The sequence below is a fragment of the Pseudoroseicyclus tamaricis genome (assembly GCF_012070395.1).
GTDB classification, from domain to species: domain Bacteria; phylum Pseudomonadota; class Alphaproteobacteria; order Rhodobacterales; family Rhodobacteraceae; genus Pseudoroseicyclus_A; species Pseudoroseicyclus_A tamaricis.
Map to the genome: position 1 here is coordinate 446,010 of NZ_JAAFYS010000001.1, position 22,327 is coordinate 468,336.

A 22,327-nucleotide genomic window follows, 5' to 3' on the forward strand; every position below is an offset into this window, starting at 1 on the left:
TCAGCTCTCCGCCCCGATCATGAAGCACGTCGTCCCGCGCGCCTGCAGTCGCCGGCAGGCGAGGTCGGCGCCTTCGCGGGTCAGCCCCATGAAGTTCGCGTCGTACCCGGTGGAGCCCTGCACCACGCGGCGTAGGGAGCCTTCCAGCGTCACCGTCTCGGCCAGCGCCACGCGGATCAGCACGCGCTCGGCCTCCCCGCGGGAGTTGTAGCGGCCGACGTTGATGCCCCAGGTATGCCCGCCGGAGGTGGACAGGCGGGTGACGATCTCCGGCTCCGCCTCGGGCACGTCGCCCGGCTCGATGGCCTCGGCCGTCATGATCAGCTCCGCCGGGCGGGCCGGCGGCGGGGTTGCCTCGACGGGCGCCAGCTCCGTCGGCGCCAGCGCCGAGCCGGCGACGACGAGCGTGCCGTCCGGCGCCGCGGCGGCATCGGGGCCGGAGCCCGCGGAGGCGGCGGAGATGATGGCATCGGCCAGCGCTTCGGCCACCGCGTCCGGGCTGCCGGAGGCGACGAGCGTGCCGGCGCCTCCCGGGCCTCCCGGCCGCGCCAGCGGGCGCAGCGAGCGGTTGATGATGCCCGAGACGCGAATGGTCCGCGCGGCGGCGCCCTCCACCACGGGCGCGCCCGGCGGTGCCGTGGCCACCAGATCCGCCCCTTCGCGCAGCGTCACCGCCGGCGGCGGCTCGGGCCGGTTGAGGCGGGCGTTGCCGGGGGCGCGGGAGAAGCCCAGGTCCAGCAGTTCGGAGACCTTCTGGTTGCGCTGCGCCGTCGAGGTGCCGCCGAACACAGTGGCGATGATGCGCACGTTGCCGTGCTGGGCGCTGGCGGTGAGGTTGTAACCGGCGGCGTTGGTGAAGCCGGTCTTGATCCCGTCCGCGCCGGGGTAGCTGTCGAGGAAGCGGCGGTTGGTGTTGGAGACGGTGGCAATGCCCGCATCGGCCGTCCGCCGCGAGAAGAGGTTATAATACTGCGGGAAGTCATAGACCATGTGGCGCCCCAGCACGCTCATGTCGCGCGCCGTCGAGAGGTGCCCCTCGGCGGTCAGCCCGTTCATGTTGATGAAGGTGGTGCTGTTCATCCCCATCGCCCGGGCGGTGGCGTTCATCCGCCGCGCGAAGGCCTCCTGGCTGCCCGCCAGCGCCACGCCGATCGCCGTCGCCGCATCGTTGGCCGAGCGGACGGCGGCGGCGCGGATGAGGTAGCGCAGCCGGATCGACTGCCCCGACCGCAGCCCCAGCTTCGAGGGCGGCATGGCCGCCGCGTCGGAGGTGATGACGACCTCGGTATCGAGGCTGATCTCGCCCCGCTGCACCGCCTGGAACGCGATGTAGAGCGTCATCATCTTTGTGAGAGAGGCGGGGTGGAGCCTCGTGTCGGCGTTCTGCTCGAAGAGCACCTCGCCTGTCCGCGCGTCCATCACCAGCGCCGCGTAGGGAGCGGACCTCGCGGCCGATGGCGCGAGGAGCGCGGCGAAGAGCATGAATAGAATCAGCAGGCCCAGACGGGCCGTCCGTACAGGGGATAGCGGCATGGTTTCACTGCCCGATTTTTTCTGCCTCGCGGCTCCGCTTCGTGGCGGATGCCATTGATTGAGGTCACGCTAGCACGGCTCTTCGCCTCCCGAAACAGGTCTTTTGTCAGGCAGATGCGAGGTGAGGCTCATGTGCGGCACTCATGCCGGGGATGGGCTGTGATACAGGGGTTTGGGCGCCGCGAGGTCATGAAAACTCTAGCCATCTGGCGGACTTGTGGCGTCTGATGCGCGGCACAGCGGGTGCCGAACCCCGTGCCGAGCGGGGTGGCTAGTCCATCGGCACCCTCAACGGATTCGGCCCGCCGCGGATCAGCGACGGGCCAAACGATAAGCGCCGGCGATCCCTATCGGGACTCGGCCGGCGCCTGAATGGAGATGTCTGGGATACTGAGATTACGGCTCAGGGCAGAAGCCCGATCCGCGAGGGCGGCCCCTAAAGGCCGTCGCTCAGATCGAGGAGGGCACCGCGGCGCGGGCCTTCGGGCGCATCGCCAGTGAGGTCGGGGCCATAGCCATCACGATGATGGCGGCGACCGTCAGCGGCCAGAATGCGCAGGCAACGAAGGACAGGACGGCCTTGCGGGCATTGTATCCGGGTTTCGCGAAGCCTTCAGAGAAGGTCATTAAGAGCGCGAATGAGGCGACACCAAGGTAGAGGATTGTCAAGAAGGTCATAACAATTGTCTCCAATGTGGCCAGAAGGGCGCTTGCCGCTACTGATTGTTTCGACAATGCAGAGATCGACCCTTCTGTTCAATGTAAAATCAGACCGGGCGGGGATGGTGCCACCTGTATGTCCTGCGAATTTGAGTCGACTCAGACTCGAGACTGAGCCCAGAAGCCGAAATTTCGGGTTAATTGCAGAAGAAGCAGCGACTTAGCGCTTCGCCGGGTGTCGCTTGAGCCCGAAACACGAAGTGAAGCCGGGTTGCCTCCAGAACACACATCGAGCGCCGAACCTCGGCCTGCGCCGGCCCTATGGAGCCTCCGCGGCAGCGCGGACACGAGTCGCGCCGCCAGCCCAAGTGCCTGATGACGCGCTCAATTGTGGCGAGGAATCGACGCCCTACGCTTCCTACAGGCGGCCCGACACTCCGAAACCTAGGCTCCCAGCAACCCGTCCACCAACTCCGGCAGCGCCTCGAGCGTCGCGATCCGGTGGAAGCGGGGGCCGGCGGCCGGGTCCTCCGCCTCCTCTAGCGCCCAGGTCGTCTCGTGCGGCACGTGCACGCCGTGGGCGCCGGCAGCGAGGGCGGGGAGGATGTCGGACTTCATCGAGTTGCCGGCCATCAGCGCGAAGGTGCTGCCGGCGAAGAGGCGGGCGTAGGTCGCCTCCGTCTTGTCCGAGACGATCTCCACCGCGTCGAAGGCATCGCCGAGCCCGGACTGCGCCAGCTTGCGCTCCTGGTCCAATAGGTCGCCCTTGGTGATGAGGATCACGCGCCCCCGCTCGGCCAGCGCCGCCACCGCCTCCTCCGCGCCGGGGAGCAGCTCGATGGGGTGGCGCAGCATCTCCTGCCCGGCGGCGAGGATCTCGGCGATCACCGCGCCGGGGACCTGCCTGTCCGTCACCTCCAGCGCCGTTTCGATCATCGACAGGGTGAAACCCTTGATGCCGAATCCATAGTGGCCGAGGTTGCGCCGCTCGGCGGCGAGGAGCTTCGCGCCCAGCGTCTCCACCTCCGCATGGTCGGCCAGAAGCCCTGCGAATCGCTCCTGCGTCAGGCGGAAGAACTTCTCGTTATGCCAGAGAGTATCGTCAGCATCGAAGGCGAAGACGCGATTTGTGTCCCTCACCGGCGCATCCTTGGGTAAACCGGCCTTTGCAGCCGCGCGTGCGCGCCTATATAACGCTGACACAATCATTGCACGAGCGAGACGAAAACGGACCATGCTGGCCGATTTCTACATGATGGCGACGGGCGCAGGCACCGGGGGCGACGATGATGACGTCGGCCTCAAGCTTGAGACGCGTTCCAAGACGAAGCGCCCCCCGCTCTACAAGGTGCTGATCCTCAACGACGACTACACGCCGATGGAATTCGTCGTGCATGTGCTCGAGCGATTCTTCGGCATGAACCACGCCCAAGCCTTCGAGCTGATGCTCACGGTGCACAAGAAGGGCGTGGCGGTCGTTGCCGTCTATTCCTACGAGATTGCCGAGACGAAGGTGGCGCAGGTGATGGATTTCGCCCAGCGGCACCAGCACCCGCTGCAATGCACGATGGAAAAGGAATAGCCCCCGCCCGGGGCTGACAATAACCCGCATGGCCACCTCCCGCCTGTCCGCCGCGCTCGACGCGGGCGTCCTGTCGCTGCTAGCCGAGGGGCCGATCCTCGTCCTGCGCCCGCCGCCGGAAGCGGACCTCGCCGCCCTGCCGCAGGAGCGCGTGCGGGTGGAGACGGGCTTTCGCCCCCACGCCGATTACTGGTCCGCCGCCGGTTACGAGACGGGCACCGATGCCGGCCCGGCCGCGCTCGCCATCGTCTTCCTGCCGCGCTCCAAGGCCTTCGCCCGGGCGCTGATTGCCGAGGCGGCGGCGCGGGCACCGATGGTGGTGGTCGACGGGCCGAAGACGCATGGCGTCGATTCGTTCTGGCGCGAGGCCCGCAAGCGGCTGGGGGATCTGCCCTCCGACACGCGCGACCACGGCCGCCTCTTCATCATGTCGCCCGGCGATGCGCTGGCCGACTGGGCCGCCGAGGGGCCGCAGCGCGCCGAGGATGGCTGGGTGCGCCAGCCGGGCATCTTCTCCGAGGATCGGATCGACAAGGGCTCCGCCCTGCTGGCCGAGGCGCTGCCGAAGAAGCTGCCCTCGCGCATGGCCGATTTCGGCGCTGGCTGGGGCTTCCTCGCCGCCGCCGCGCTGGAGCGGCGCGGGGTGGAGAGCATCGACCTGATCGAGGCGGAGGCGTTGGCGCTCGAGTGCGCCCGCGCCAACGTGCCCGACCCGCGCGCCGCCTTCCTGTGGGAGGATGCGGCGACCTTCAAGGCGGAGACGCCCTACGCCGGCATCGTCATGAACCCGCCCTTCCACAGCGGCCGCTCGGCCGATCCGGGGCTGGGGCAGGCCTTCATCGCTGCAGCGCGGCGCAATTTGACGCAAGGTGGCCAGCTCTGGCTTGTGGCCAACCGACATCTTCCCTACGAGGCCGCCCTCGATGCCGCTTTTTCGCGCGTCGAAGAATTGGGCGGCGATGGAGCCTTCAAACTGCTCCACGCGACTCGCCCGCGGCGTTAAATTCGTCTTAATGTCCCCAAGCAGGGACGGAGGCAGACATGAGCTTCTCGATCGACGGCAAGACCGCCATCGTCACCGGCGGCGCCCACGGGGTGGGCCTGGCCATCGGGCTGCATTTTCTCGAACAGGGCGCCAATGTCGTCTTCGTCGACCGTGACGAAGAGGCGCTGAACGAAGAGCTGGGCGACAGGGCCGGCGAGGGCAGCTCCGCCCGCATCTTTGCCGGCGACCTGCGCGAGAAGCTGACCATCGCCAACCTCCTCTCGCTGACCATCGACGCCTTCGACGACGTCGACATCCTCGTCAACGCCTCGCGCCAGATCATCAAGACCGAGCTCTTCGACCCGGAAGACGATTCGGTGCCGGTGATGATGGAGCAGAACATGCTCGCCTCGCTGCAGCTCAGCCGGATCGTCGCCAAGAAGATGATCAAGCTGACCCCGGAGGAGGAGGTGCCGCGCGGCGCCATCGTCAACATCTCCACCATCGCGGCGCGGATGGCCCACCCGGAGCTGCTCGCCTACTCCGTCTCCAACGCGGCGCTGGAGCAGCTGACCCGCTCGATGGCCGTGGCGCTGGCGCCGGAGCGCATTCGCGTCAACGCCGTCTCCTTCGGATCGGTGATGAGCCATTCGCTGCACGAGAAGATCAAGGACGACGACGAGATGCGCGAGCGCGTCGTCGGCCGCACGCCGCTGGGCCGCATCGCCTCTCCGCGCGAGCTGGCCGAGGCGGTGCAGTTCCTCGCCTCCGACGGCGCCGGCTTCATCACCGGGCAGGTGCTGACGGTGGATGGCGGGCGCAGCCTGCTCGACCCGGCGGCCTGCTCGGCCTTCTGATCAACAACAGAAGTCGTCTCGCGCCCCCGCCCATGGCGGGCGAGGGCGCCGAACCTCACTCCGGATAGGCTGCCCGGCAGGCGTTGCTCTGCGCCATCGCCTGCGCCTCCTCGCGCTGGCGCCGCTGGAGCAGCGATTCTAGCTTGTCCCGCTCGGCCTGCAGATCCAGCGCGACGGGCACGCGGCGATCCACCGTCTCCGTCTGCTGGCACGGGTAGACGAACTGCTCGCCGCTGGAGGTGGTGCCGGAGCAGCGCCGGTTGCGCACGACGACCTCCTGCTCGGTGCGCAGGCCGTAACCCCGCTCGAGGTTACCCCGCGTCTCGGCGATCAGCCCGTCGAGGGTGCGGACATCGCGCAGGGCGCGGGAAATGCATTGCTCCTGCGGCGTGGCGCAGGCGGCAGCGAGGAGGGGCAGGGCAAGGAGCAGGCGGCGCATCGGGGAGACTCCGGGTCTTGGGTTCCGCCATCGTTTGCGCGACAAGGCGGCGGTTATTCAATAGCGGAGGCAGGCATGGCCGACGAGAGTGCCATGACGGCAGAAAAAGAGCGGGCGGCGGGCTGGTTCCGGGCGCTCCGGGACGAGATCGTCGCCGCCTTCGAGGCGGTGGAGGACGCTCAGGGCGGACCCGGGCCCGCCGGCCGCTTCCAGGTGACAGAAACGCGCCGGGGCGAGGCGGGGGAAGAAGGCGGCGGCGGGCTGATGAGCGTCATGCGCGGCGGCCGCGTCTTCGAGAAGGTCGGCGTCAACGTCTCCGCCGTGCACGGGGAGCTGGGCGAGGCGGCGCAGCGCAGCATGGCCGCGCGCGGCGTGCCGGGCGTCGAGGCCGACCCGCGCTTCTGGGCCTCTGGCATCTCCCTCGTCGCGCACATGGCCAACCCGCACGTGCCGGCGGTGCATATGAACACCCGCATGTTCTGGACGCCGGGCGCCTGGTGGTTCGGCGGCGGCTCCGACCTCAACCCCTGCATTGAGTACGAGGAGGACACGGGGCATTTCCACGCCGTCCAGAAGGAGTTCCTCGATCCGCACGGGGAGGAACACTACCCCCGCCTGAAGGCCTGGGCGGACGAGTATTTCTACATCCCCCACCGCCGGCGGGCGCGGGGCGTGGGCGGCATCTTCCTCGATGACCATTGCACCGGCGACTGGGAGGACGACTTCTCCCTGATCCAGGATATCGGCCGCGCCTTCCTGCCCGCCTACCTGCCCCTCGTGGAGCGGCGGCGCGAGCAGGCGTGGACGGCGGAGGACCGGGAGGTGCAGCTCGTCCACCGCGGGCTCTATGCCGAGTACAACCTCGTCTATGACCGGGGCACCAAGTTCGGCCTCGCCACGGCGCATGACCCCGACGCGGTGCTGATGAGCCTGCCGCCGCTCGCGAAGTGGATCTGAGCCGGCCGGGCGGCGCTCGCCTGCGGCAATCGCCCCGCCCGCCGTCCCATGCGGCCCGGCCCCGGGGGCCCCGCGCAGGCTAGCGGGCGTTGGCGATGGCAAGGGCAGCCGCGAAGACGATGCCGTCCTCGATGAGGCCGGTGCTCGTCTGCCCATGCTCCTCCATCGCGCGCTTGCGCGCCGCCAGCCCGAGGTAGGACGAGGCCGTCGCCGCGCCGATGCCGAGCGCCGCGCCTTCCACCTGCCGCTTCGGCGGGGCCAGCGCCGCGCCGGCGAACCCGGCCGAGATCGTCCGCGCGAGGAGGCCGAGGAAGACGGTGCGGTCCGGCGCCGTCTTCATCTTGTCGCCCGCCATCTCCAGCGCGGCCATCGTCACGCCGCCGGCGGCGATCCACGGCACGTTCATCAGCCGCGCCTCGGGGGTGTCATGCGGAAGGGCGTCGCGCTGGGCGGCAACGGCGAGCGCCCCGAGGGGGCTCATCGAGCGCTGGCCGGCCACGAGGCCCATGAGGATCGAGCGTAGCATCTTGCCTCCTGTCCAGATGTCCGGGGGCAACGGGCGCCTGCGGGCGATGGTTCCTGCGGCATATCGGCCCTGCCGCCGCCCGCAGTCACGGCTCCGCCGCCGCCTCCCGCTCCACCTCGGCCACCTGCCCACGCCCCTCGGCATAGGCCCGCGCCGCCGTGACGAGGGCGCGGAAGATGGCGCGCTGCCGGGGCGCGTACCACAGGTGCTCGGGGTGCCACTGCACCCCCAGCGCGAAGGGGTCGGCAATCCGCTCCACCCCCTGCACCATGCCGCCATCGTCACGGGCCGCCACGCGCAGCCCCGCGCCCAGCCTGTCCACCGCTTGCGAGTGCAGGGCGTTGACGCGCATCTCCTGCCGGCCCGCGATCTGCTCCAGCCGGCTGGCCTCGCAGACGCGGATCTTCTTGCGGGGCAGGATCGTGTAGACGCGGGTGGAGCGGCGAAACGTCTCGTAGGCGTTCTGGTGCAGCGTGCCGCCGAGCGCGACATTGAGCATCTGGCTGCCCCGGCAGATGCCGAGAAGCGGCATCCCCCGCTCCGCCGCCCCCGCCACGAGGCCCTTCTCGAGCGCATCGCGCTCCGGGTCGATGCGGGCGGAGGTGACGATCCCGCCGCCATAGAGATCGGCGGAGATGTCGTCGCCGCCGCCAATGATCACCCCGTCGACGGTGGCAAGATCCGACGGTCGGCCGGCCCCCCAGCGCACGGCGCGCCCGCCGGTCAGCAGGATGTTCAGCGCGAAGAGCGGGAAGATCCGCCAGCCGGAGCGGGCGGAGGTGGTGACGGCGATGCGCGGCCGCTGCTGCCAGGAGAGGTGGGTCCGCGGGCTCACGGCGCGAGGCCCTGGCTCGCGACCACGTTGCCCGTGAAGCGCCGCCAGTCGGCGATGGTGGAGAAGACATCCCGCCGATGCGCGCGCCAGCGGGCCTTCAGCTCGTCCAGCAGGTCGGGCCGGGCGGCGAGCCGCTCCACCGTCACCCAGCGGTTCCATTCGTAGGCGATCCGCCAGCCGGAGGCGTTCACGCGGCTGTCGGGCAGGCGGTAATGGAAGGCGGGGCGCGGCTTGACGGCGCCGAGGCTGCCGCCGAGCCCCTCCGCCACCCGCGCCCGGTCGACATGGGAGAGCACCGGCAGCATGTCGAGCCCGCGGTTGCGCGTCGCTGAATGCTCCAGGTAGCTCGCCGTCAGGTCGGCGAGGCTCCACCCCTCCGCCTGCGCCAGCGCGTCGACGAATGGCCGGGGCCATGGGTCGGAGAAGGGGAGGATCCGGCGGGAGGTGTCGATCGGGTCCTCGTAGCGCAGCCAGTCCTCGAGCAGCCCGTAGGCGGTGACGACGGGAGCCAGATCCTCCACCGTCTCCCCCGGGATCTCCGGGTTGAGATGAAGCCCGAAGCCGTAGAGCGCGGCGGCCTGCGAGCCCTCGGCGCCCGCCTCGCGCAGGGCCTCGCGCAGCGTCTCCAGCGCCGGCAGATCGTCGTGGAGGAGCGGCTCGGTGACGATCTCCACCGGTACGAGGGAGCGGGCAAGGTCCAGCCCCGCCTCGGCAAGCCGGCCGTGCCAGTCGCGGTAGGCGGTGTCGAGATAGACTTTCAGCTCGCCGATGACGGAGCCGGTGACGCGCCGCTCGCGGGGGCCGGCGCGCTCCACCTCGCCGCCCAGCACCTCGGCGGCGAGGTGGGCGGCCTCGTCCTCCGTCAGGCCGGCGAACTCGATTTCCACCCCCGTGCGCCGCTCCTCCCCCGCCGCGTTCGTCGGGCGGGGCAGGGGGGCGAAGTGGCTGCGGTCGATATCGGCGGTCCCGTGCATGGCCCCGAAACGCGGCCCCCGATCAGGCGGTTCCGCGCACCGTGTCGATCATCAGCTGCACGTTCTCCGGGTCGGCATCCGGGGTGATCCCGTGCCCGAGGTTGAAGATGTGCGGCCCGCCCGAGAAGGCGGTCACGATGGCTCGCGTCTCCTCCACCAGCGCGTCGCCGCCGGTGACCATGTGGCGCGAGGCGAGGTTGCCCTGCACCGGGCCGGCGGGCTGCACATGCGCGGCGGCCCAGTCCGGCGTCACGCCGTCATCCAGCGCGATGCAGTCGGCCCCGGTGGCGGCGTGGGCGCCGGCGAAGCGGGTTCCGGCCCCGCGCGGGAAGGCAATGACCGGCAGGCCCGGGTGGCGGGCCTTAAGCGCCGCGGTGATCTCCCGCATCGGGGCCAGGGAATATTGCTCGAAGGCCACGCCCTGCAGCGAGCCGGCCCAGGAATCGAAGAGCTTCACCACCTCCGCCCCGGCGCGGACCTGCGCGGAGAGGTATTCCACCGTCGCCTCCGTCAGCAGATCGATGATCCGCCGGAAGGTCGGCTCGTCCTCGCGCATCAGCTGGTGCGCCGGCGCCTGATCGGGCGTGCCGCGCCCGCCGATGAGGTAGGTCGCCACCGTCCACGGCGCGCCGGCAAAGCCGATCAGCGCCGTCTCGGGCGGCAGCTCGCGCGTCAGGATGGAGAGGGTGTCATAGATGGGCCCCAGCGTGTCGTGGATCGCCGAGACGGGCCGCAGCCCCGCCAGCCCGGCCGGCGTCGTCACCGGCTCCAGCCGCGGGCCCTCGCCGGTGACGAACCACAGCTTGGCGCCGAGCGCCTGCGGCAGCAGCAGGATGTCGGCGAAGAGGATCGCGGCGTCGAAGCCGTAGCGGCGGATCGGCTGCAGCGTCACCTCGGCGGCGAGGTCGGGCGAGTAGCAGAGCGACAGGAAGTCGCCCGCCTGCGCCCGCGTCTCGCGATATTCCGGCAGGTAGCGCCCCGCCTGCCGCATCATCCAGATCGGCGGGGTGGGGAGCCGCTCGCCGCGAAGCGCCCGCAGGAGCGCCTTGTCTTGGGTCATCTTGTCCATCCGGGCTTCGTCCTGCCCGTGGCGGGTCTTGTCAAGGCGCCGCCTTCGTCCTAGCCCTCGCCCCCATGCCCGACCTGCCTTCTCCCGCCTCGCCCCTCCGCATCGGCACCCGCGGCTCGCCGCTCGCCCTCGCGCAGGCCCACGAGACCCGGAGCCGCCTCATGGCGGCGTGGGATCTACCGATGGAGGCCTTCGAGGTCGTCGTCGTGCAGACGACGGGGGACAGGGTGCAGGACAGGGCGCTGAAGGAGCTGGGTGGCAAGGGCCTCTTCACCCGCGAGATCGAGGAGGGGCTGATCCGCGCCGAGCTCGACATCGCCGTCCACTCCATGAAGGACATGCCGGTCCTGCAGCCCGAGGGGCTGACGCTCGATTGTTACCTGCCGCGGGAGGATGTGCGCGACGCCTTCGTCTCGCTGGAGCATGACCGCCTGACGGACCTGCCGCAGCGCGCCGTCGTCGGCACCTCCAGCCTGCGCCGCCGCTCTCAGCTGCTCGTGCGCCGGCCCGACCTTCAGGTGGTGGAATTCCGCGGCAACGTGCAGACGCGCCTGCGCAAGCTGCGCGAAGGCGTGGCGGAGGGGACGTTCCTCGCCATGGCCGGTCTCAACCGGCTGGAGATGGCCGGCGCCGTGCCCGCCGCCCCCATCGGGCCGGACGAGATGCTCCCCGCCGTCGCGCAGGGCGCCATCGGCATCGAGCGCCGGGCCGACGACCGCCGCACCGCCGAGCTGCTCGCCCCCCTCCACCATGCTGAGACGGGGACGCGGCTGGCGGCGGAACGCAGCTTCCTCGCCGCGCTCGACGGCTCCTGCGAGACGCCCATCGCCGGCCTCGCCGAGCTGGAAGGCGGCACGCTCCACCTGCGGGGGGAGATCCTCAAGCCCGACGGCTCTGCCTCCTACGCCGGCCAGACCTCCGGCCCTGCGGAAAAGGCCATGGTCCTCGGCCGCGACCTCGCCGCCGAGCTGCTCGACCAGGCGGGCGACGACTTCTTCGACTGGCGGTCCTGACGCGCCACTTCGCCGTCAGACCCCCTGTCTTTGGTCCAAAAAATCCTCGGGGGGGCCGCCAAAGGCGGCGGGGGGCAGACAGCCCCCCTCCACCCTTCGCCCATCCGCGTCAGATGCTGCCGACCACGCGCTGATCCGCCGGCAGAAGCCCGCGGAGGACGTCGTCGCGGGTGAGCTGGCCGATGACGCGGCCGTCTTCCTCCACCCCGATGGTGCCTTCGCTCTCGATGAGCCGGGCGATCCCGTCGCGCACGAGGTGATCGGCGTCGATCTTGATCGTCGGCTCGGTCGTCAGCGGCGTCATTAGGTCGCGGGCGCGGAAGACGCCGAGCGGGTTCATGTGCTGCACGAACTCGGCGACATACTCGTTCTTCGGGTCCGAGAAGATGTCGCGCGGCTCGCCCGTCTGGATGATGCGCCCGCCTTCCATGATCGAGATCTGGTTGCCGATCTTGAAGGCCTCGTCGAGGTCGTGGCTGACGAAGATGATCGTGCGCTTCAGCCGCTGCTGCAGCTCCAGAAGCTCATCCTGCAGTTTGGTGCGGATCAGCGGGTCGAGCGCCGAGAAGGGCTCGTCCATCAGCAGGATCGGCGCCTGCGTTGCGAAGGCGCGGGCGAGGCCGACGCGCTGCTGCATGCCGCCGGAGAGGTCGCCCACCTTGCGCTCGGCCCATTCGGAAAGGCTGACGAGCGCCAGTTGCTCGTCGACGCGCTCCTTCATGTCCTTCTTGCTCATGCCGCCGAGCTCCAGCCCGAGGCCGACGTTCTCGCGCACCGTGCGCCACGGCAGCAGGCCGAACTGCTGGAAGACCATGGCGACGTGGTGCATGCGGATGCGCCGCAGCTCCGCCGCGCCGGCATGGGTGACGTCGACCATTTTGTCGCCGTCGTTCACGTGCACGGCGCCGCGCACCACGGGGTTGAGCCCGTTGATGGCGCGCAGCAGCGTCGACTTGCCGGAGCCGGAGAGCCCCATGAGGACGAGGATCTCCCCCTCCTCCACCGACAGCGTGCAATCGTGGACGCCGAGGACCTGCTTGGTCTCCTCCTGGATCTCGCCGCGCTGCTTGCCCGCGTCCATCAGGGGCAGGGCGCGCTCGGGGTCGGAGCCGAAGACGATGGAGACGTTGTCGATCTCAACAGCGGTACTCATTTGTTGCGGGTCCCCAGGTTCAGGATGCGGTCGAGCATGATGGCGACGACGACGATGACGAAGCCGGATTCGAACCCGAGCGACGTATCGACCCTGTTCAGCGCCTGCAGAACGGGCACGCCGAGGCCGGAGGCGCCGACGAGCGCCGAGACGACGACCATCGACAGCGACAGCATGATGGTCTGGTTCAGGCCTGCCATGATCTGCGGCAGCGCGTAGGGCAGCTCCACCTTGTAGAGCGCCTGCCGCGGCGTGGCGCCGAAGGCGCGTGCGGCTTCGAGGAGCGACTGCGGCGTCGAGTTGACGCCGAGATATGTCAGGCGGATCGGCGCGGGCAGCACGAAGATGACCGTGGCGATCAGGCCCGGCACGGTGCCGATGCCGAAGAAGACGATGGCCGGGATCAGGTAGACGAAGGTCGGCAGCGTCTGCATCAGATCGAGGATCGGCCGCAGCACGACGTAGACCTTGGGCCTGTGCGCGGCGGCGATGCCGATGGGCACGCCGACGGCCATGCAGACGATACAGGCCGAGAGCACGAGCGTCAGGCTCTCCGTCGTCTCTTCCCAGTAGCCCTGGTTGACGATGAAGAGAAAGCCGAGCGCCACGAAGAGGCTGACCTTCCAGCTACGCTGGATCGCGTAGGTGATGGCCACGAAGACGGCGATGACGATCAGCGGGTAGGGCTCCTGCAGGAGCCACTCGATCCCCTCGATCATCGCGTCCATCAGGTCGGCGAAGATATCGAGCAGAAAGCCCAGGTTGTCGCGGACCCATTCGAAGATCGCGCTGGCGACGTCTCCGACCGGAATCTTGTATTCTTCGAGCCACTCCATGGCGTTATACTGTCCCCCTGACTGTCATTGTTGTGCCGCCGGATAGCAAAAGGGGCGCCCGGCGGGCGCCCCGTTGGCAGGACCGGCCAAAGCGGCCGGCCGGTCCCGCCGGCGCATTACATGCCGAGCGAGGCTTGCACGGCCTCGAGGCCCGGCTCGCCGTCGACGGTGGTCACACCCTCGAGCCAGCCTTCCCAGACATCGGGGTTCGACGTCAGCCAGGCCGCGGTGGCCTCGGCCGGGTCGGCACCCTCATCGAGGATCTGGCCCATGATGGCGTTTTCCATGTCGAGCGTGAAGCTCATGTTCTGCAGGAGCTGGCCGACGTTCGGGCACTCTTCGACATAGCCGGCACGCGTGACCGTGTTCACGATGCCTTCGCCGCCGAAGAACTCTTCACCGCCGGTGAGGTACTCGAGGTCGAAGTTGGCGTTCATCGGGTGCGGGGCCCAGCCGAGGAAGACGATGTCTTCCTGGTCCTCGTAGGCGCGGCTGACCTGCGCCAGCATGCCCTGCTCGGAGGATTCGACGACGTCGAAGCCGGATAGGCCGGACTCGTCGCTCTCGGTGAGCGAGATCAGGTAGTCGTTGCCCTCGTTGCCCGGCTCGATGCCATAGACTTGGCCGTCGAGCTCGTCACGGAAGTCGGCGATGTCGGCGTAGGTCTGCAGGCCCTTCTCGTAGGTATAGGCCGGCACGGCGAGGGTGTAGATCGTGCCCTCGAGGTTGGTGGCGACGGTCTCGATCTCACCGGACTCCAGGTAGGGCCCGATGGCACCGGACTGCGCGGGCAGCCAGTTGCCGAGGAAGACGTCGACATCGTCCGATTCCAGCGCCGCGAAGGTCACCGGAACGGAGAGGATCGACGTCTCGACGTCGTAGCCCAGCCCTTCGAGGATGTGCGTCGCCGTGGCGGTGGTGGTGGTGATGTCCGTCCAGCCCACGTCGGAGAAGCTGACGGAATCGCACTCGGCCTGCGCGAAGGCGGCGGTGGCGCTGAGGGCGAGGACGGAAGCGGTGGCAAAGATTTTCATGTTTGGTCCCTGTTGTTGTTTCAAGGCGTGATCGAATTCTGATTGACCGGTCAAACAATGAGGCTTTATGGCCGGATGGCAACTGTTTTTTCCGGGGAGCGGCAGATGGGCGTCGAAATGCGACGCAGGGAAGAGCTGATCAGGGCGACGATCCTGGTGATCGGCGAGGCCGGCTCGCTCGATATCACCGTGTCCCGTATCGCCAAGAAGGCCGGCGTCTCGCCGGCCCTCGCCTTCCACTATTTCGGTGACAAGGAGCGTCTGTTTCTGGCGTCGATGCGGCATGTGCTGCGCTCCTATCACAACGATGTCGTGACTGCACTGTCATCGGCCTCGACCCCCCGGGAGCGGCTTGAGCGGATCGTCCATGCCAGCTTCGCGCCGGCCAACTTCCATCGCGGTGTCATCGCCGCCTGGCTCAATTTTTACGTGCTCGCGCAGTCCTCCGAGGAGGCGCACCGCCTGCTTCGAATCTACCACAGTCGGCTCAGATCGAACTTCGTGCACGACCTCCGGCCCCTTGTTGGCGACCGCGCCGAAACGGTCGCGGGCCGGCTCGGCGCGCTGATCGACGGGCTCTACCTGCGCCTCGTGCTGACCCCGGTCGAAAGCGCCGGCGAGACCGCCATCGAAACCGTCCTCGCAACCCTGCAAAACGAGTTGAACGCCGCCTCATGACCCAACCGAACATCCTCATCCTCATGGTCGACCAGCTGAACGGGACGCTCTTCCCCGACGGCCCGGCGGACTGGCTCCACGCGCCCAATCTGAAGGCGCTTGCCGCCGAATCAGCCCGTTTCCAGACCTGCTACACCGCCTCGCCGCTCTGCGCGCCCGGTCGGGCGAGCTTCATGTCGGGGCAACTTCCCTCCGTCACCGGCGTCTACGACAACGCCGCCGAGTTCGCCTCCGACCTGCCGACCTACGCCCACCACCTGCGCCGCGCCGGCTACCAGACGGCGCTCTCCGGCAAGATGCACTTCGTCGGCCCCGACCAGCTCCACGGCTTCGAGCAGCGCCTGACGACGGACATCTACCCGGCCGATTTCGGCTGGACGCCGGATTACCGCAAGCCGGGCGAGCGGATCGACTGGTGGTACCACAACATGGGGAGCGTCACCGGCGCCGGCGTCGCCGAGATCACCAACCAGATGGAATACGACGACGACGTCGCCTTCCAGGCGGAGCAGAAGCTCTACGATCTCGCCCGCGGCCGCGATGACCGCCCGTGGTGCCTGACGGCGAGCTTCACGCACCCGCATGACCCCTACGTGGCGCGCAAGAAGTACTGGGATCTCTACGAGGATTGCGAGCACCTGCTGCCGCCCGTCCCGGCCATGCCCTACGAGCAGCACGACGCCCATTCCCGGCGGATCTTCGACGCCAACGACTGGCGCAATTTCGACATCACCGAAGAGAACATCCGCAAGGCGCGGCGCGGCTATTTCGCCAACATCTCGTACCTCGACGACAAGATCGGCGGCATCCTCGACGTGCTCCAGCGCACCCGGCAGGAGGCGGCGATCCTGCTCGTTTCCGACCATGGCGACATGCTGGGCGAGCGGGGCCTGTGGTTCAAGATGAGCTTCTTCGAAGGCTCCGCCCGCGTGCCGCTCATGATCAAGGCGCCCGGCGTGACGCCGGGGCTGGTGGAGCAGCCCGTCTCCACCATCGACGTCTGCCCGACGCTCTGCGATCTCGCCGGTGTCTCGATGGACGAGGTGAAGCCCTGGACGGAAGGGGAGAGCCTGCTGCCCGTCGCCGCCGGCGAGCCCCGCGCCCCGGTGACGATGGAATACGCCGCCGAGGCCAGCTACGCGCCGCTCGTCGGCATCCGCGACGGCCGCTACAAGTACATCCGCTGCGCGCTCGACCCCGAGTTGCTCTTCGATCTCGAGGCCGACCCCCACGAGCTGACCAATCTCGCCGAAGACCCGGCCCATGCCGAGGCGCTGGCGCGCCTGCGCGCCCAGGCCGACGAGCGCTGGGACCTCGCCGAGTTCGACGATGACGTCCGCAAGAGCCAGGCGCGCCGCTGGATCGTCTACGAGGCGCTGCGCAACGGCAGCTATTACCCGTGGGATCACCAGCCCCTGCGCCAGGCCTCCGAGCGCTACATGCGCAACCACATGGATTTGAACGACGTCGAAGAGGGCCAGCGCTTCCCGCGCGGCGAGTGAAATATATGAGCTATGATCCCCAGCCCGCGGGCAGCCACTACATCGGCGGCGCCTATGTCGAGGATAAAGCCGGCGCCGAGATCGCCGTGATCTACCCAGCCACCGGCAAACGCATCGCCACGCTTCATGCAGCGACGCCCGCGGTGATCGAGCAGGCGCTCGCCGCCGCCGAAGCCGCGCAGAAGGACTGGGCCAAATGGTCGCCGCGCGAGCGGGGCCGGGTGCTGACCCGAGCTGCCCAGATCATGCGCGAGCGCAACCGCGAGCTCTCCGAGCTGGAGACGCTTGATACCGGCAAACCCCTGCAGGAGACGCTGGTCGCCGATGCCACCTCCGGCTCGGACGCGCTGGAATATTTCGGCGGGCTGGCGGCCACCCTCACCGGTGAGCACATCCAGCTCGGCGACGATTGGGTCTACACGATCCGCGAGCCGCTCGGGGTTTGCGTGGGCATCGGTGCCTGGAACTACCCCACCCAGATCGCCTGCTGGAAAACGGCGCCGGCGCTCGCCTGCGGCAATGCAATGGTGTTCAAACCGTCGGAGACCACGCCGCTCTGCGCCCTCAAGATCGCCGAGATCATGGTGGAGGCGGGCGCGCCAGCTGGCCTGTTCAACGTGGTGCAGGGCTACGGCGAGGTCGGCGCCAGCCTGGTGACCGATCCGCGCGTCGCCAAGGTCTCGCTCACCGGCTCGGCCCCCACGGGCAAGAAGGTCTATGCCGCGGCGGCGGGCGAGATGAAGCATGTCACGATGGAGCTGGGCGGCAAGTCGCCCCTGATCGTCTTCGACGATGCCGAGCTCGACAATGCCGTCGGCGGCGCCATCCTTGGCAACTTCTACTCCTCCGGCCAGATCTGCTCGAACGGCACCCGCGTTTTCGTGCAGCGCGATCTGGTCGAGCCCTTCCTGGACCGGCTGAAGGAGCGGCTGGGCGGCGTCGTCGCCGGTGACCCGATGGACGAGGCCGTGAACTACGGCCCCATGGTCAGCGAAAAGCAGATGCGCATCGTGCAGGAGTTCATCCGCAAGGGCAAAGACGAGGGCGCCCGCCTCGTCACCGGCGGCGGCCAGATGGCGGGGGCGGGCTTCTTCTTGGAGCCTACCGTGTTTGCCGACGTGACCGACGACATGACCATCGCGCGCGAAGAGATCTTCGGGCCGGTCATGTCCGTCCTCGCCTTCGACACCGAGGAAGAGGCGATCACCCGCGCCAATGCCACGCCCTACGGGCTCTCGGCCGGCGTCTTCACGCGCGACATCTCCCGCGCCCACCGGGTGATCCGCCAGCTCGAGGCGGGCTCGTGCTTCATCAACTCCTACAACGACGCGCCCGTCGAGGCGCCGTTCGGCGGGGTGAAGGCCTCGGGCGTCGGCCGCGAGAACTCCAAGGAAGCCATCAACCACTACAGCCAGGTCCGCTCCGTCTACGTGCGGATGGGCGATGTGGAGGCGCCGTTCTGATGGGCGAGATGCGGGCCGATTACGTCATCGTCGGCGCGGGCAGCGCCGGCTGCGCCATGGCCTATCGGCTCGCCGAGGCCGGAAAGCGCGTGCTGGTCATCGAGCATGGCGGCTCCGACTGGGGGCCGCTCATCCAGATGCCGGGCGCCCTCAGCTACCCGATGAACATGAAGCGCTACGACTGGGGCTACCAGTCCGAGCCCGAGCCGCATCTCGGCGGGCGCAAGCTGGCCCTGCCGCGCGGCAAGGTCATCGGCGGCTCGTCCTCGATCAACGGCATGATCTACGTGCGCGGCCACGCCCGCGACTTCGACCATTGGGCCGAGGAAGGGGCGAGCGGCTGGGGCTATGCCGACGTGCTGCCCTACTTCAAGCGCATGGAAGACTGGCATGCCGGCGGCCATGGCGGCGACACGGACTGGCGCGGGCAGGGCGGGCCCTTGCACGTCACCCGCGGCACCCGCGAGAACCCGCTGACCCGCGCCTTCGTCGAGGCCGGGCAGCAGGCAGGCTACCCGGTCACGCCCGATTACAACGGCCGCCAGCAGGAGGGCTTCGGCCCCTACGACATGACCGTCTGGAAGGGCCAGCGCTTCTCCGCCGCCCGCGCCTACCTGCGCCCGGCGCTCAAGCGCGCCAATTGCGAGCTGGTCCGGGCGCTGGCGCGCCGCGTCGTCATCAAGGATGGCCGCGCCGTGGGCGTGGAGGTCGAGCGGGGCGGCAAGATCGAGGTGATCCATGCCGAGCGCGAGGTGATCCTTGCCGCCAGCTCGATCAACTCGCCGAAGCTGCTCATGCTCTCCGGCATCGGGCCGGGCGCGCATCTGGCCGAGCATGGGATCGATGTGGTCGCCGACCGCCCCGGCGTGGGGCAGAACCTGCAGGACCATCTGGAGCTCTACATCCAGGTCGCCGCCAGCCAGCCCGTCAGCCTCGCGAAATACTGGAACCTTCTCGGCAAGGCCTATGTCGGCGCCCGCTGGCTCTTCACCCGCACGGGGCCGGGCGCGAGCAACCAGTTCGAGAGCGCGGGCTTCATCCGGTCTGCCGCTGGCGTCGAGTACCCCGACATCCAGTACCACTTCCTCCCCATCGCGGTCCGCTATGACGGGCAGGCGAGCCCCGAGGGCCACGGCTTTCAGGCCCATGTCGGGCCGATGCGCAGCCCCTCGCGCGGCGAGGTCACGCTGCGGTCCGGTGACCCGAAGGACGACCCGCGCGTGCTGTTCAACTACATGAGCACCCCGCAGGATTGGGAAGACTTCCGCAAGTGCATTCGCCTGACGCGCGAGATCCTCGGGCAGGAGGCGTTCAAGCCCTTCTACAAGCACGAGATCCAGCCCGGCGAGGCGGCGCAGAGCGACGAGGCGCTGGATGACTTCATCCGCGAGCACGTGGAGAGCGCCTACCATCCCTGCGGCACCGCCAAGATGGGCGCGGCGAGCGACCCGATGGCCGTGGTCGACCCCGAGGCGCGAGTGATCGGGGTGGAGGGGCTGCGCCTTGCCGACAGCTCCGTCTTCCCGCGGATCACCAACGGCAATCTCAACGCGCCCTCGATCATGGTGGGGGAGAAGGCGGCCGATCACATCCTCGGTCGCGCGCCGCTCGCGCCCTCGAATCAGGAGCCGTGGATCAACCCGAACTGGGAAACCTCCCAGCGTTAGGCGCCTCCCGGGCGGCGGAACAATGCCGCCGTCCGGAGCTTTCCTCCTGAACGGTGCCGCCCGCGCCCGAGGGCCGGCGGTGCCCCGTGACGGAGGAAACCCCATGGCCGACGACAAGACCCGCGAGACCGAGGCGCCATCGACCGGAGGCCCCGGCGGCGCCAGCCCGACCCCGGAGCAGACGGGCGAGCGCCCCCCAGCCTCGCCGGAGCCGCGTGGCCCCGCCGCCACCCCGGCCGGCCCCGCCGCCGCCCCCGCCGGCATTGGCCGCGAGGCCGAGCACGAGGTGGATGCGCAGATCGCCCGCGAGCAGGCCACCCCCAGCTACACGCCCGACCCGACCGGCGCCGCCGCCCGCGGCGACCTCGGCAGCGCTGCCGCCGACCCGACGCCGGGCGCGCATGGCACCGCGCCGGAGAGCACCGGGCGCAGCACGGGCCTGATCTGGGGCATCGTAGCGCTGGCGCTCGTCGTCATCGTGGCGCTGGTCGTCCTCTTCTGATCCGGGCGCCGGCCGGAACAAAGCGCCCGGCCCGCCGGTTCCTCCTGTCGAACCCGCGGGTTTGCGGCGGATGACCGCCCGGACCCGCCAGAGCGGAAGAGGGGCCTGCCATGGCTGACGACACCAAGCGGCCGGAGACGACCAGCCAGTTGCGCGACGACATCGACAGGGGCGGCGCCGGCGACAAGGTCGCCTTCGAGGACCCGTCCGCCGCGCCCCTCGGCACCGATGACGAGGCCGCCGGCACCCCACCGACGAAGGCGCAGGTAGATGCCGCCGCCCGGGCGGAGACGCACCGCGCCGAGCCGGCCCGGACGGTGAAGGGCCCCGACGATCTGCAGAGCCCCAAGGCTTCGGGCAGCTCGCATGTCGGCACCTGGATCGCCATCGCCGCCGCCGTGATCATCATCGTGGTGCTGGCACTGGCCTTCCTCTGAGACCGGTCGGAAGGGGCTGCGAGCCATCGCGTCCCTCCCACTTGGCGACCACCAATGCTCCCGGCATCATAGCCCCGCCTCGATCCTCAGCGCTCCCCTTCCCATTTTCCGCCCCCGGCAGAAGAAGCTGCCGCCCGGCGGAACCGGGGCCCAGCGCCGGCGTTGATGTCCATGTGGTGTCATCAGTGGGGGAAGCTGGACCATGACCACGCCCGACAGCGTCAGCGACATCTCTGATGACATCGTCGCCTTCATCCCGGCGCTGCGCGCGTTCGGCCGGTCGCTGACCCGGAACGCGAATGACGCCGACGATCTGGTGCAGGAAACGCTGATGAAGGCGATCGGAGCCGCCCATTCCTTCAAGCCCGGCACTAACCTTCGCGCGTGGCTCTTCACCATCATGCGCAACACCTTCTACACCAACGCCAACCGCGCCCGGCGCGAGACGACCGGTGCCGCCGATTGCGTCTCCGGCCTCGTCACCACGCCCGATACGCAGGAATGGTCGGTGCGCGGACGCGAGCTGATGGAGGCGGTGGACCGTCTGCCCCACCAGTTCCGCGAGATGCTGATCCTCGTCGTGATGCTGGGCGAGAGCTACGAGCAGAGCGCGGTGATCTGCAACTGCGCCGTCGGCACGGTGAAGAGCCGCGTGGCGCGGGCGCGGGCAATGGTGATTGAGGACCTCGGCGACTCCGGGCCACAGAGGCGTAGCGCCTAGTTCAGCAGCCGCGGCCCCGCCTGGTTGATGACGTAGACGAGGATGGCGCGCAGCCATTCCTCCATTGTCATGTCATCGTCCCGGTCGCGCGGCATCTCCAGCGCCAGCTGCAGCGTCCGCTCCACGACCCGGTCCGCAATCGCAGCGTCGTCATAGGCGAGACGCGCCATCAGCCGCAGCTTGGGGATGTGCGTCAGCGGGTCTTCCTGCCAGTTCTGGTCGGAGAGGGTGGAGAGCTCGGACCCCTGCAGCTGCATCAGCTGGCTCGCCATGTCCGGCTTGCGCAGCCGCCCGATGGAGCGGAAGCGCGGCGGCAGCTCCGCCGGGTCTCCGCCGGCGTAGAAGACGAAGGGCACGCCGTGGCCGAGAAGCTCGTCCGCCAGCGGGTAGACGAGGGTGCCGTCGAGCAGGATGTCGAGCACCGCCGCATCGGCATCCGGCGCCAGCTCCGCCGCGGCCTGCAGCGTCGCCACGGGGCCGAGCACCTGCGCGCCCGCCTGCTCGAGGCAGTGGGCGAGATCGGCGGCGACGAAGTCATCCCCGTCGACGATGAGAATGCGCTGTCCGGCAAGTGTGGCCACGCGACGTGTCCTCTTCCATCAAGAGCGGCATGGGTGCGCCGCCGATAAGGAAGGTAAACCGCTCCCGGCCTTTTGCCAGTGGTGGGCGGAGAGGGATCGGGGGTGTGGCCGGCGCTGCCGCCCGGTCAGTCCTTCGGGCCGGCCTCGGCCCGGCACTTCAGGATGGTCTGCAACTCACGGGCGAGCTTGAGGAGGGAATCGGGCGTCTCCTCGCCGCGGATGGCCTGAAGCTGCTGCTCCAGCTGCTCTTCGATGGACGGCAGGTTCTCTGCGTCGTCCTCTCCGTTCGGCATGCGCCTCTCCACCCACGCTTCGCGTCGGCC

The 22,327-nt window shown here is 69.2% G+C and carries 25 protein-coding genes; 12 read left to right on the forward strand and 13 right to left on the reverse strand.

The window, feature by feature from the left end; genetic code table 11:
- From GY170_RS02080 to GY170_RS02090, 3 genes are all read right to left on the reverse strand, one after another.
- Positions 1–1,533 carry a D-alanyl-D-alanine carboxypeptidase family protein gene (locus tag GY170_RS02080; RefSeq protein ID WP_163889514.1) on the reverse strand — a complete coding sequence of 511 codons (1,533 nt, stop codon included), beginning with the start codon at positions 1,531–1,533 and terminating at the stop codon, positions 1–3.
- Between the two features lie 450 nt (positions 1,534–1,983).
- Positions 1,984–2,211, reverse strand: coding sequence for a hypothetical protein (locus tag GY170_RS02085; RefSeq protein WP_163889517.1), 228 nt, complete (start codon positions 2,209–2,211; stop codon positions 1,984–1,986).
- Between the two features lie 426 nt (positions 2,212–2,637).
- Entirely contained in the window at positions 2,638–3,333 is a 696-nt protein-coding gene (locus GY170_RS02090; protein ID WP_235937775.1) for an HAD family hydrolase, read from the reverse strand.
- 94 nt (positions 3,334–3,427) lie between these two features.
- On the opposite strand from GY170_RS02090, the gene clpS reads away from it, so the two are divergent.
- From clpS to GY170_RS02105, 3 genes are read left to right on the forward strand one after another with little or no spacing between them, the layout of a single operon-like run.
- Positions 3,428–3,775, forward strand: coding sequence for an ATP-dependent Clp protease adapter ClpS (gene clpS, locus GY170_RS02095; protein ID WP_163889521.1), 348 nt, complete (start codon positions 3,428–3,430; stop codon positions 3,773–3,775).
- A gap of 28 nt (positions 3,776–3,803) precedes the next feature.
- Positions 3,804–4,778 carry a class I SAM-dependent methyltransferase gene (locus GY170_RS02100; RefSeq protein WP_163889523.1) on the forward strand — a complete coding sequence of 325 codons (975 nt, stop codon included), beginning with the start codon at positions 3,804–3,806 and terminating at the stop codon, positions 4,776–4,778.
- A gap of 38 nt (positions 4,779–4,816) precedes the next feature.
- Positions 4,817–5,617, forward strand: coding sequence for an SDR family NAD(P)-dependent oxidoreductase (locus GY170_RS02105; RefSeq protein WP_163889525.1), 801 nt, complete (start codon positions 4,817–4,819; stop codon positions 5,615–5,617).
- Positions 5,618–5,672: 55 nt separating this feature from the next.
- Here GY170_RS02105 and GY170_RS02110 read toward each other — a convergent pair whose 3' ends face one another.
- Positions 5,673–6,056, reverse strand: a complete 384-nt coding sequence (locus tag GY170_RS02110; RefSeq protein WP_163889526.1) for a hypothetical protein — start codon at positions 6,054–6,056, stop codon at positions 5,673–5,675.
- A 75-nt stretch (positions 6,057–6,131) separates the two neighbouring features.
- On the opposite strand from GY170_RS02110, the gene hemF reads away from it, so the two are divergent.
- Entirely contained in the window at positions 6,132–7,013 is an 882-nt protein-coding gene (gene hemF / locus GY170_RS02115; RefSeq protein WP_163889528.1) for an oxygen-dependent coproporphyrinogen oxidase, read from the forward strand.
- 79 nt (positions 7,014–7,092) lie between these two features.
- Here the strand turns inward: hemF and GY170_RS02120 are convergent, their stop codons facing one another.
- The 4 genes from GY170_RS02120 to hemE form a co-directional block, all read right to left on the reverse strand.
- Complete coding sequence (locus GY170_RS02120) at positions 7,093–7,539, reverse strand: DUF4126 domain-containing protein (RefSeq protein WP_163889530.1); 447 nt, start codon at positions 7,537–7,539, stop codon at positions 7,093–7,095.
- A gap of 85 nt (positions 7,540–7,624) precedes the next feature.
- Positions 7,625–8,374: a gamma-glutamyl-gamma-aminobutyrate hydrolase family protein gene (locus GY170_RS02125; protein ID WP_235937776.1), complete on the reverse strand. Its 750-nt coding sequence runs from the start codon at positions 8,372–8,374 to the stop codon at positions 7,625–7,627.
- Entirely contained in the window at positions 8,371–9,348 is a 978-nt protein-coding gene (locus GY170_RS18420) for an amidoligase family protein (RefSeq protein WP_235923990.1), read from the reverse strand. The genes GY170_RS02125 and GY170_RS18420 overlap by 4 nt, the downstream gene beginning before the upstream one ends.
- Positions 9,349–9,370: 22 nt before the next feature.
- Entirely contained in the window at positions 9,371–10,408 is a 1,038-nt protein-coding gene (hemE, locus tag GY170_RS02130; protein ID WP_163889536.1) for a uroporphyrinogen decarboxylase, read from the reverse strand.
- Between the two features lie 74 nt (positions 10,409–10,482).
- On the opposite strand from hemE, the gene hemC reads away from it, so the two are divergent.
- Complete coding sequence (gene hemC, locus GY170_RS02135) at positions 10,483–11,430, forward strand: hydroxymethylbilane synthase (RefSeq protein WP_163889538.1); 948 nt, start codon at positions 10,483–10,485, stop codon at positions 11,428–11,430.
- Positions 11,431–11,539: 109 nt separating this feature from the next.
- Here the strand turns inward: hemC and choV are convergent, their stop codons facing one another.
- The 3 genes from choV to choX all read right to left on the reverse strand — a co-directional run bounded on the left by choV (position 11,540) and on the right by choX (position 14,453).
- Positions 11,540–12,583, reverse strand: coding sequence for a choline ABC transporter ATP-binding protein (gene choV / locus GY170_RS02140; RefSeq protein WP_163889540.1), 1,044 nt, complete (start codon positions 12,581–12,583; stop codon positions 11,540–11,542).
- Positions 12,580–13,419, reverse strand: coding sequence for a choline ABC transporter permease subunit (gene choW / locus GY170_RS02145; RefSeq protein WP_163889541.1), 840 nt, complete (start codon positions 13,417–13,419; stop codon positions 12,580–12,582). Before choW ends, choV begins: the two co-directional genes overlap by 4 nt.
- A gap of 116 nt (positions 13,420–13,535) precedes the next feature.
- Entirely contained in the window at positions 13,536–14,453 is a 918-nt protein-coding gene (choX, locus tag GY170_RS02150) for a choline ABC transporter substrate-binding protein (RefSeq protein ID WP_163889543.1), read from the reverse strand.
- 57 nt (positions 14,454–14,510) lie between these two features.
- Between choX and betI the strand changes: the two genes are divergently transcribed.
- The 7 genes from betI to GY170_RS02185 all read left to right on the forward strand — a co-directional run bounded on the left by betI (position 14,511) and on the right by GY170_RS02185 (position 21,423).
- Positions 14,511–15,131 carry a choline-binding transcriptional repressor BetI gene (gene betI / locus GY170_RS02155; RefSeq protein WP_235937777.1) on the forward strand — a complete coding sequence of 207 codons (621 nt, stop codon included), beginning with the start codon at positions 14,511–14,513 and terminating at the stop codon, positions 15,129–15,131.
- Positions 15,128–16,633 carry a choline-sulfatase gene (betC, locus tag GY170_RS02160; RefSeq protein ID WP_163889547.1) on the forward strand — a complete coding sequence of 502 codons (1,506 nt, stop codon included), beginning with the start codon at positions 15,128–15,130 and terminating at the stop codon, positions 16,631–16,633. The genes betI and betC overlap by 4 nt, the downstream gene beginning before the upstream one ends.
- 5 nt (positions 16,634–16,638) lie before the next feature.
- On the forward strand, positions 16,639–18,096 hold the full coding sequence (gene betB, locus GY170_RS02165) for a betaine-aldehyde dehydrogenase (protein ID WP_163889549.1): 1,458 nt from the start codon (positions 16,639–16,641) through the stop codon (positions 18,094–18,096).
- A gap of 8 nt (positions 18,097–18,104) precedes the next feature.
- Positions 18,105–19,763: a choline dehydrogenase gene (gene betA, locus GY170_RS02170; protein ID WP_163891105.1), complete on the forward strand. Its 1,659-nt coding sequence runs from the start codon at positions 18,105–18,107 to the stop codon at positions 19,761–19,763.
- Positions 19,764–19,866: 103 nt separating this feature from the next.
- Positions 19,867–20,265 carry a hypothetical protein gene (locus tag GY170_RS02175; protein WP_163889551.1) on the forward strand — a complete coding sequence of 133 codons (399 nt, stop codon included), beginning with the start codon at positions 19,867–19,869 and terminating at the stop codon, positions 20,263–20,265.
- A 110-nt stretch (positions 20,266–20,375) separates the two neighbouring features.
- The gene (locus tag GY170_RS02180) at positions 20,376–20,702 is read left to right on the forward strand and encodes a hypothetical protein (RefSeq protein ID WP_163889553.1); all 327 of its coding nucleotides are present in this window, start codon (positions 20,376–20,378) and stop codon (positions 20,700–20,702) included.
- Positions 20,703–20,904: 202 nt separating this feature from the next.
- Entirely contained in the window at positions 20,905–21,423 is a 519-nt protein-coding gene (locus GY170_RS02185; protein ID WP_163889555.1) for a sigma-70 family RNA polymerase sigma factor, read from the forward strand.
- Here GY170_RS02185 and GY170_RS02190 read toward each other — a convergent pair.
- Positions 21,420–22,004: a response regulator gene (locus tag GY170_RS02190; RefSeq protein ID WP_163889557.1), complete on the reverse strand. Its 585-nt coding sequence runs from the start codon at positions 22,002–22,004 to the stop codon at positions 21,420–21,422. The genes GY170_RS02185 and GY170_RS02190 overlap by 4 nt on opposite strands.
- A gap of 125 nt (positions 22,005–22,129) precedes the next feature.
- Positions 22,130–22,297 (reverse strand): hypothetical protein, encoded by a 168-nt coding sequence (locus GY170_RS02195; protein ID WP_163889559.1) that lies wholly within the window; start codon positions 22,295–22,297, stop codon positions 22,130–22,132.
- Positions 22,298–22,327: the final 30 nt, after the last annotated feature.

Excerpts from the sequence above, each read along its gene's own strand:
- GY170_RS02195 (WP_163889559.1), bottom strand. The coding sequence starts at position 22,297 with ATGCCGAACGGAGAGGACGACGCAGAGAACCTGCCGTCCATCGAAGAG.
- hemF (WP_163889528.1), top strand. The coding sequence starts at position 6,132 with ATGGCCGACGAGAGTGCCATGACGGCAGAAAAAGAGCGGGCGGCGGGC.
- betI (WP_235937777.1), top strand. The coding sequence starts at position 14,511 with ATGAGGCTTTATGGCCGGATGGCAACTGTTTTTTCCGGGGAGCGGCAG.
- betC (WP_163889547.1), top strand. The coding sequence starts at position 15,128 with ATGACCCAACCGAACATCCTCATCCTCATGGTCGACCAGCTGAACGGG.
- choV (WP_163889540.1), bottom strand. The coding sequence starts at position 12,583 with ATGAGTACCGCTGTTGAGATCGACAACGTCTCCATCGTCTTCGGCTCC.
- GY170_RS02185 (WP_163889555.1), top strand. The coding sequence starts at position 20,905 with ATGACCACGCCCGACAGCGTCAGCGACATCTCTGATGACATCGTCGCC.
- choX (WP_163889543.1), bottom strand. The coding sequence starts at position 14,453 with ATGAAAATCTTTGCCACCGCTTCCGTCCTCGCCCTCAGCGCCACCGCC.
- GY170_RS02175 (WP_163889551.1), top strand. The coding sequence starts at position 19,867 with ATGGCCGACGACAAGACCCGCGAGACCGAGGCGCCATCGACCGGAGGC.
- hemE (WP_163889536.1), bottom strand. The coding sequence starts at position 10,408 with ATGACCCAAGACAAGGCGCTCCTGCGGGCGCTTCGCGGCGAGCGGCTC.
- GY170_RS02080 (WP_163889514.1), bottom strand. The coding sequence starts at position 1,533 with ATGCCGCTATCCCCTGTACGGACGGCCCGTCTGGGCCTGCTGATTCTA.
- betB (WP_163889549.1), top strand. The coding sequence starts at position 16,639 with ATGAGCTATGATCCCCAGCCCGCGGGCAGCCACTACATCGGCGGCGCC.
- hemC (WP_163889538.1), top strand. The coding sequence starts at position 10,483 with ATGCCCGACCTGCCTTCTCCCGCCTCGCCCCTCCGCATCGGCACCCGC.
- GY170_RS02110 (WP_163889526.1), bottom strand. The coding sequence starts at position 6,056 with ATGCGCCGCCTGCTCCTTGCCCTGCCCCTCCTCGCTGCCGCCTGCGCC.
- GY170_RS02085 (WP_163889517.1), bottom strand. The coding sequence starts at position 2,211 with ATGACCTTCTTGACAATCCTCTACCTTGGTGTCGCCTCATTCGCGCTC.
- GY170_RS02105 (WP_163889525.1), top strand. The coding sequence starts at position 4,817 with ATGAGCTTCTCGATCGACGGCAAGACCGCCATCGTCACCGGCGGCGCC.
- GY170_RS18420 (WP_235923990.1), bottom strand. The coding sequence starts at position 9,348 with ATGCACGGGACCGCCGATATCGACCGCAGCCACTTCGCCCCCCTGCCC.
- GY170_RS02100 (WP_163889523.1), top strand. The coding sequence starts at position 3,804 with ATGGCCACCTCCCGCCTGTCCGCCGCGCTCGACGCGGGCGTCCTGTCG.
- clpS (WP_163889521.1), top strand. The coding sequence starts at position 3,428 with ATGCTGGCCGATTTCTACATGATGGCGACGGGCGCAGGCACCGGGGGC.
- GY170_RS02120 (WP_163889530.1), bottom strand. The coding sequence starts at position 7,539 with ATGCTACGCTCGATCCTCATGGGCCTCGTGGCCGGCCAGCGCTCGATG.
- betA (WP_163891105.1), top strand. The coding sequence starts at position 18,105 with ATGCGGGCCGATTACGTCATCGTCGGCGCGGGCAGCGCCGGCTGCGCC.
- GY170_RS02180 (WP_163889553.1), top strand. The coding sequence starts at position 20,376 with ATGGCTGACGACACCAAGCGGCCGGAGACGACCAGCCAGTTGCGCGAC.
- choW (WP_163889541.1), bottom strand. The coding sequence starts at position 13,419 with ATGGAGTGGCTCGAAGAATACAAGATTCCGGTCGGAGACGTCGCCAGC.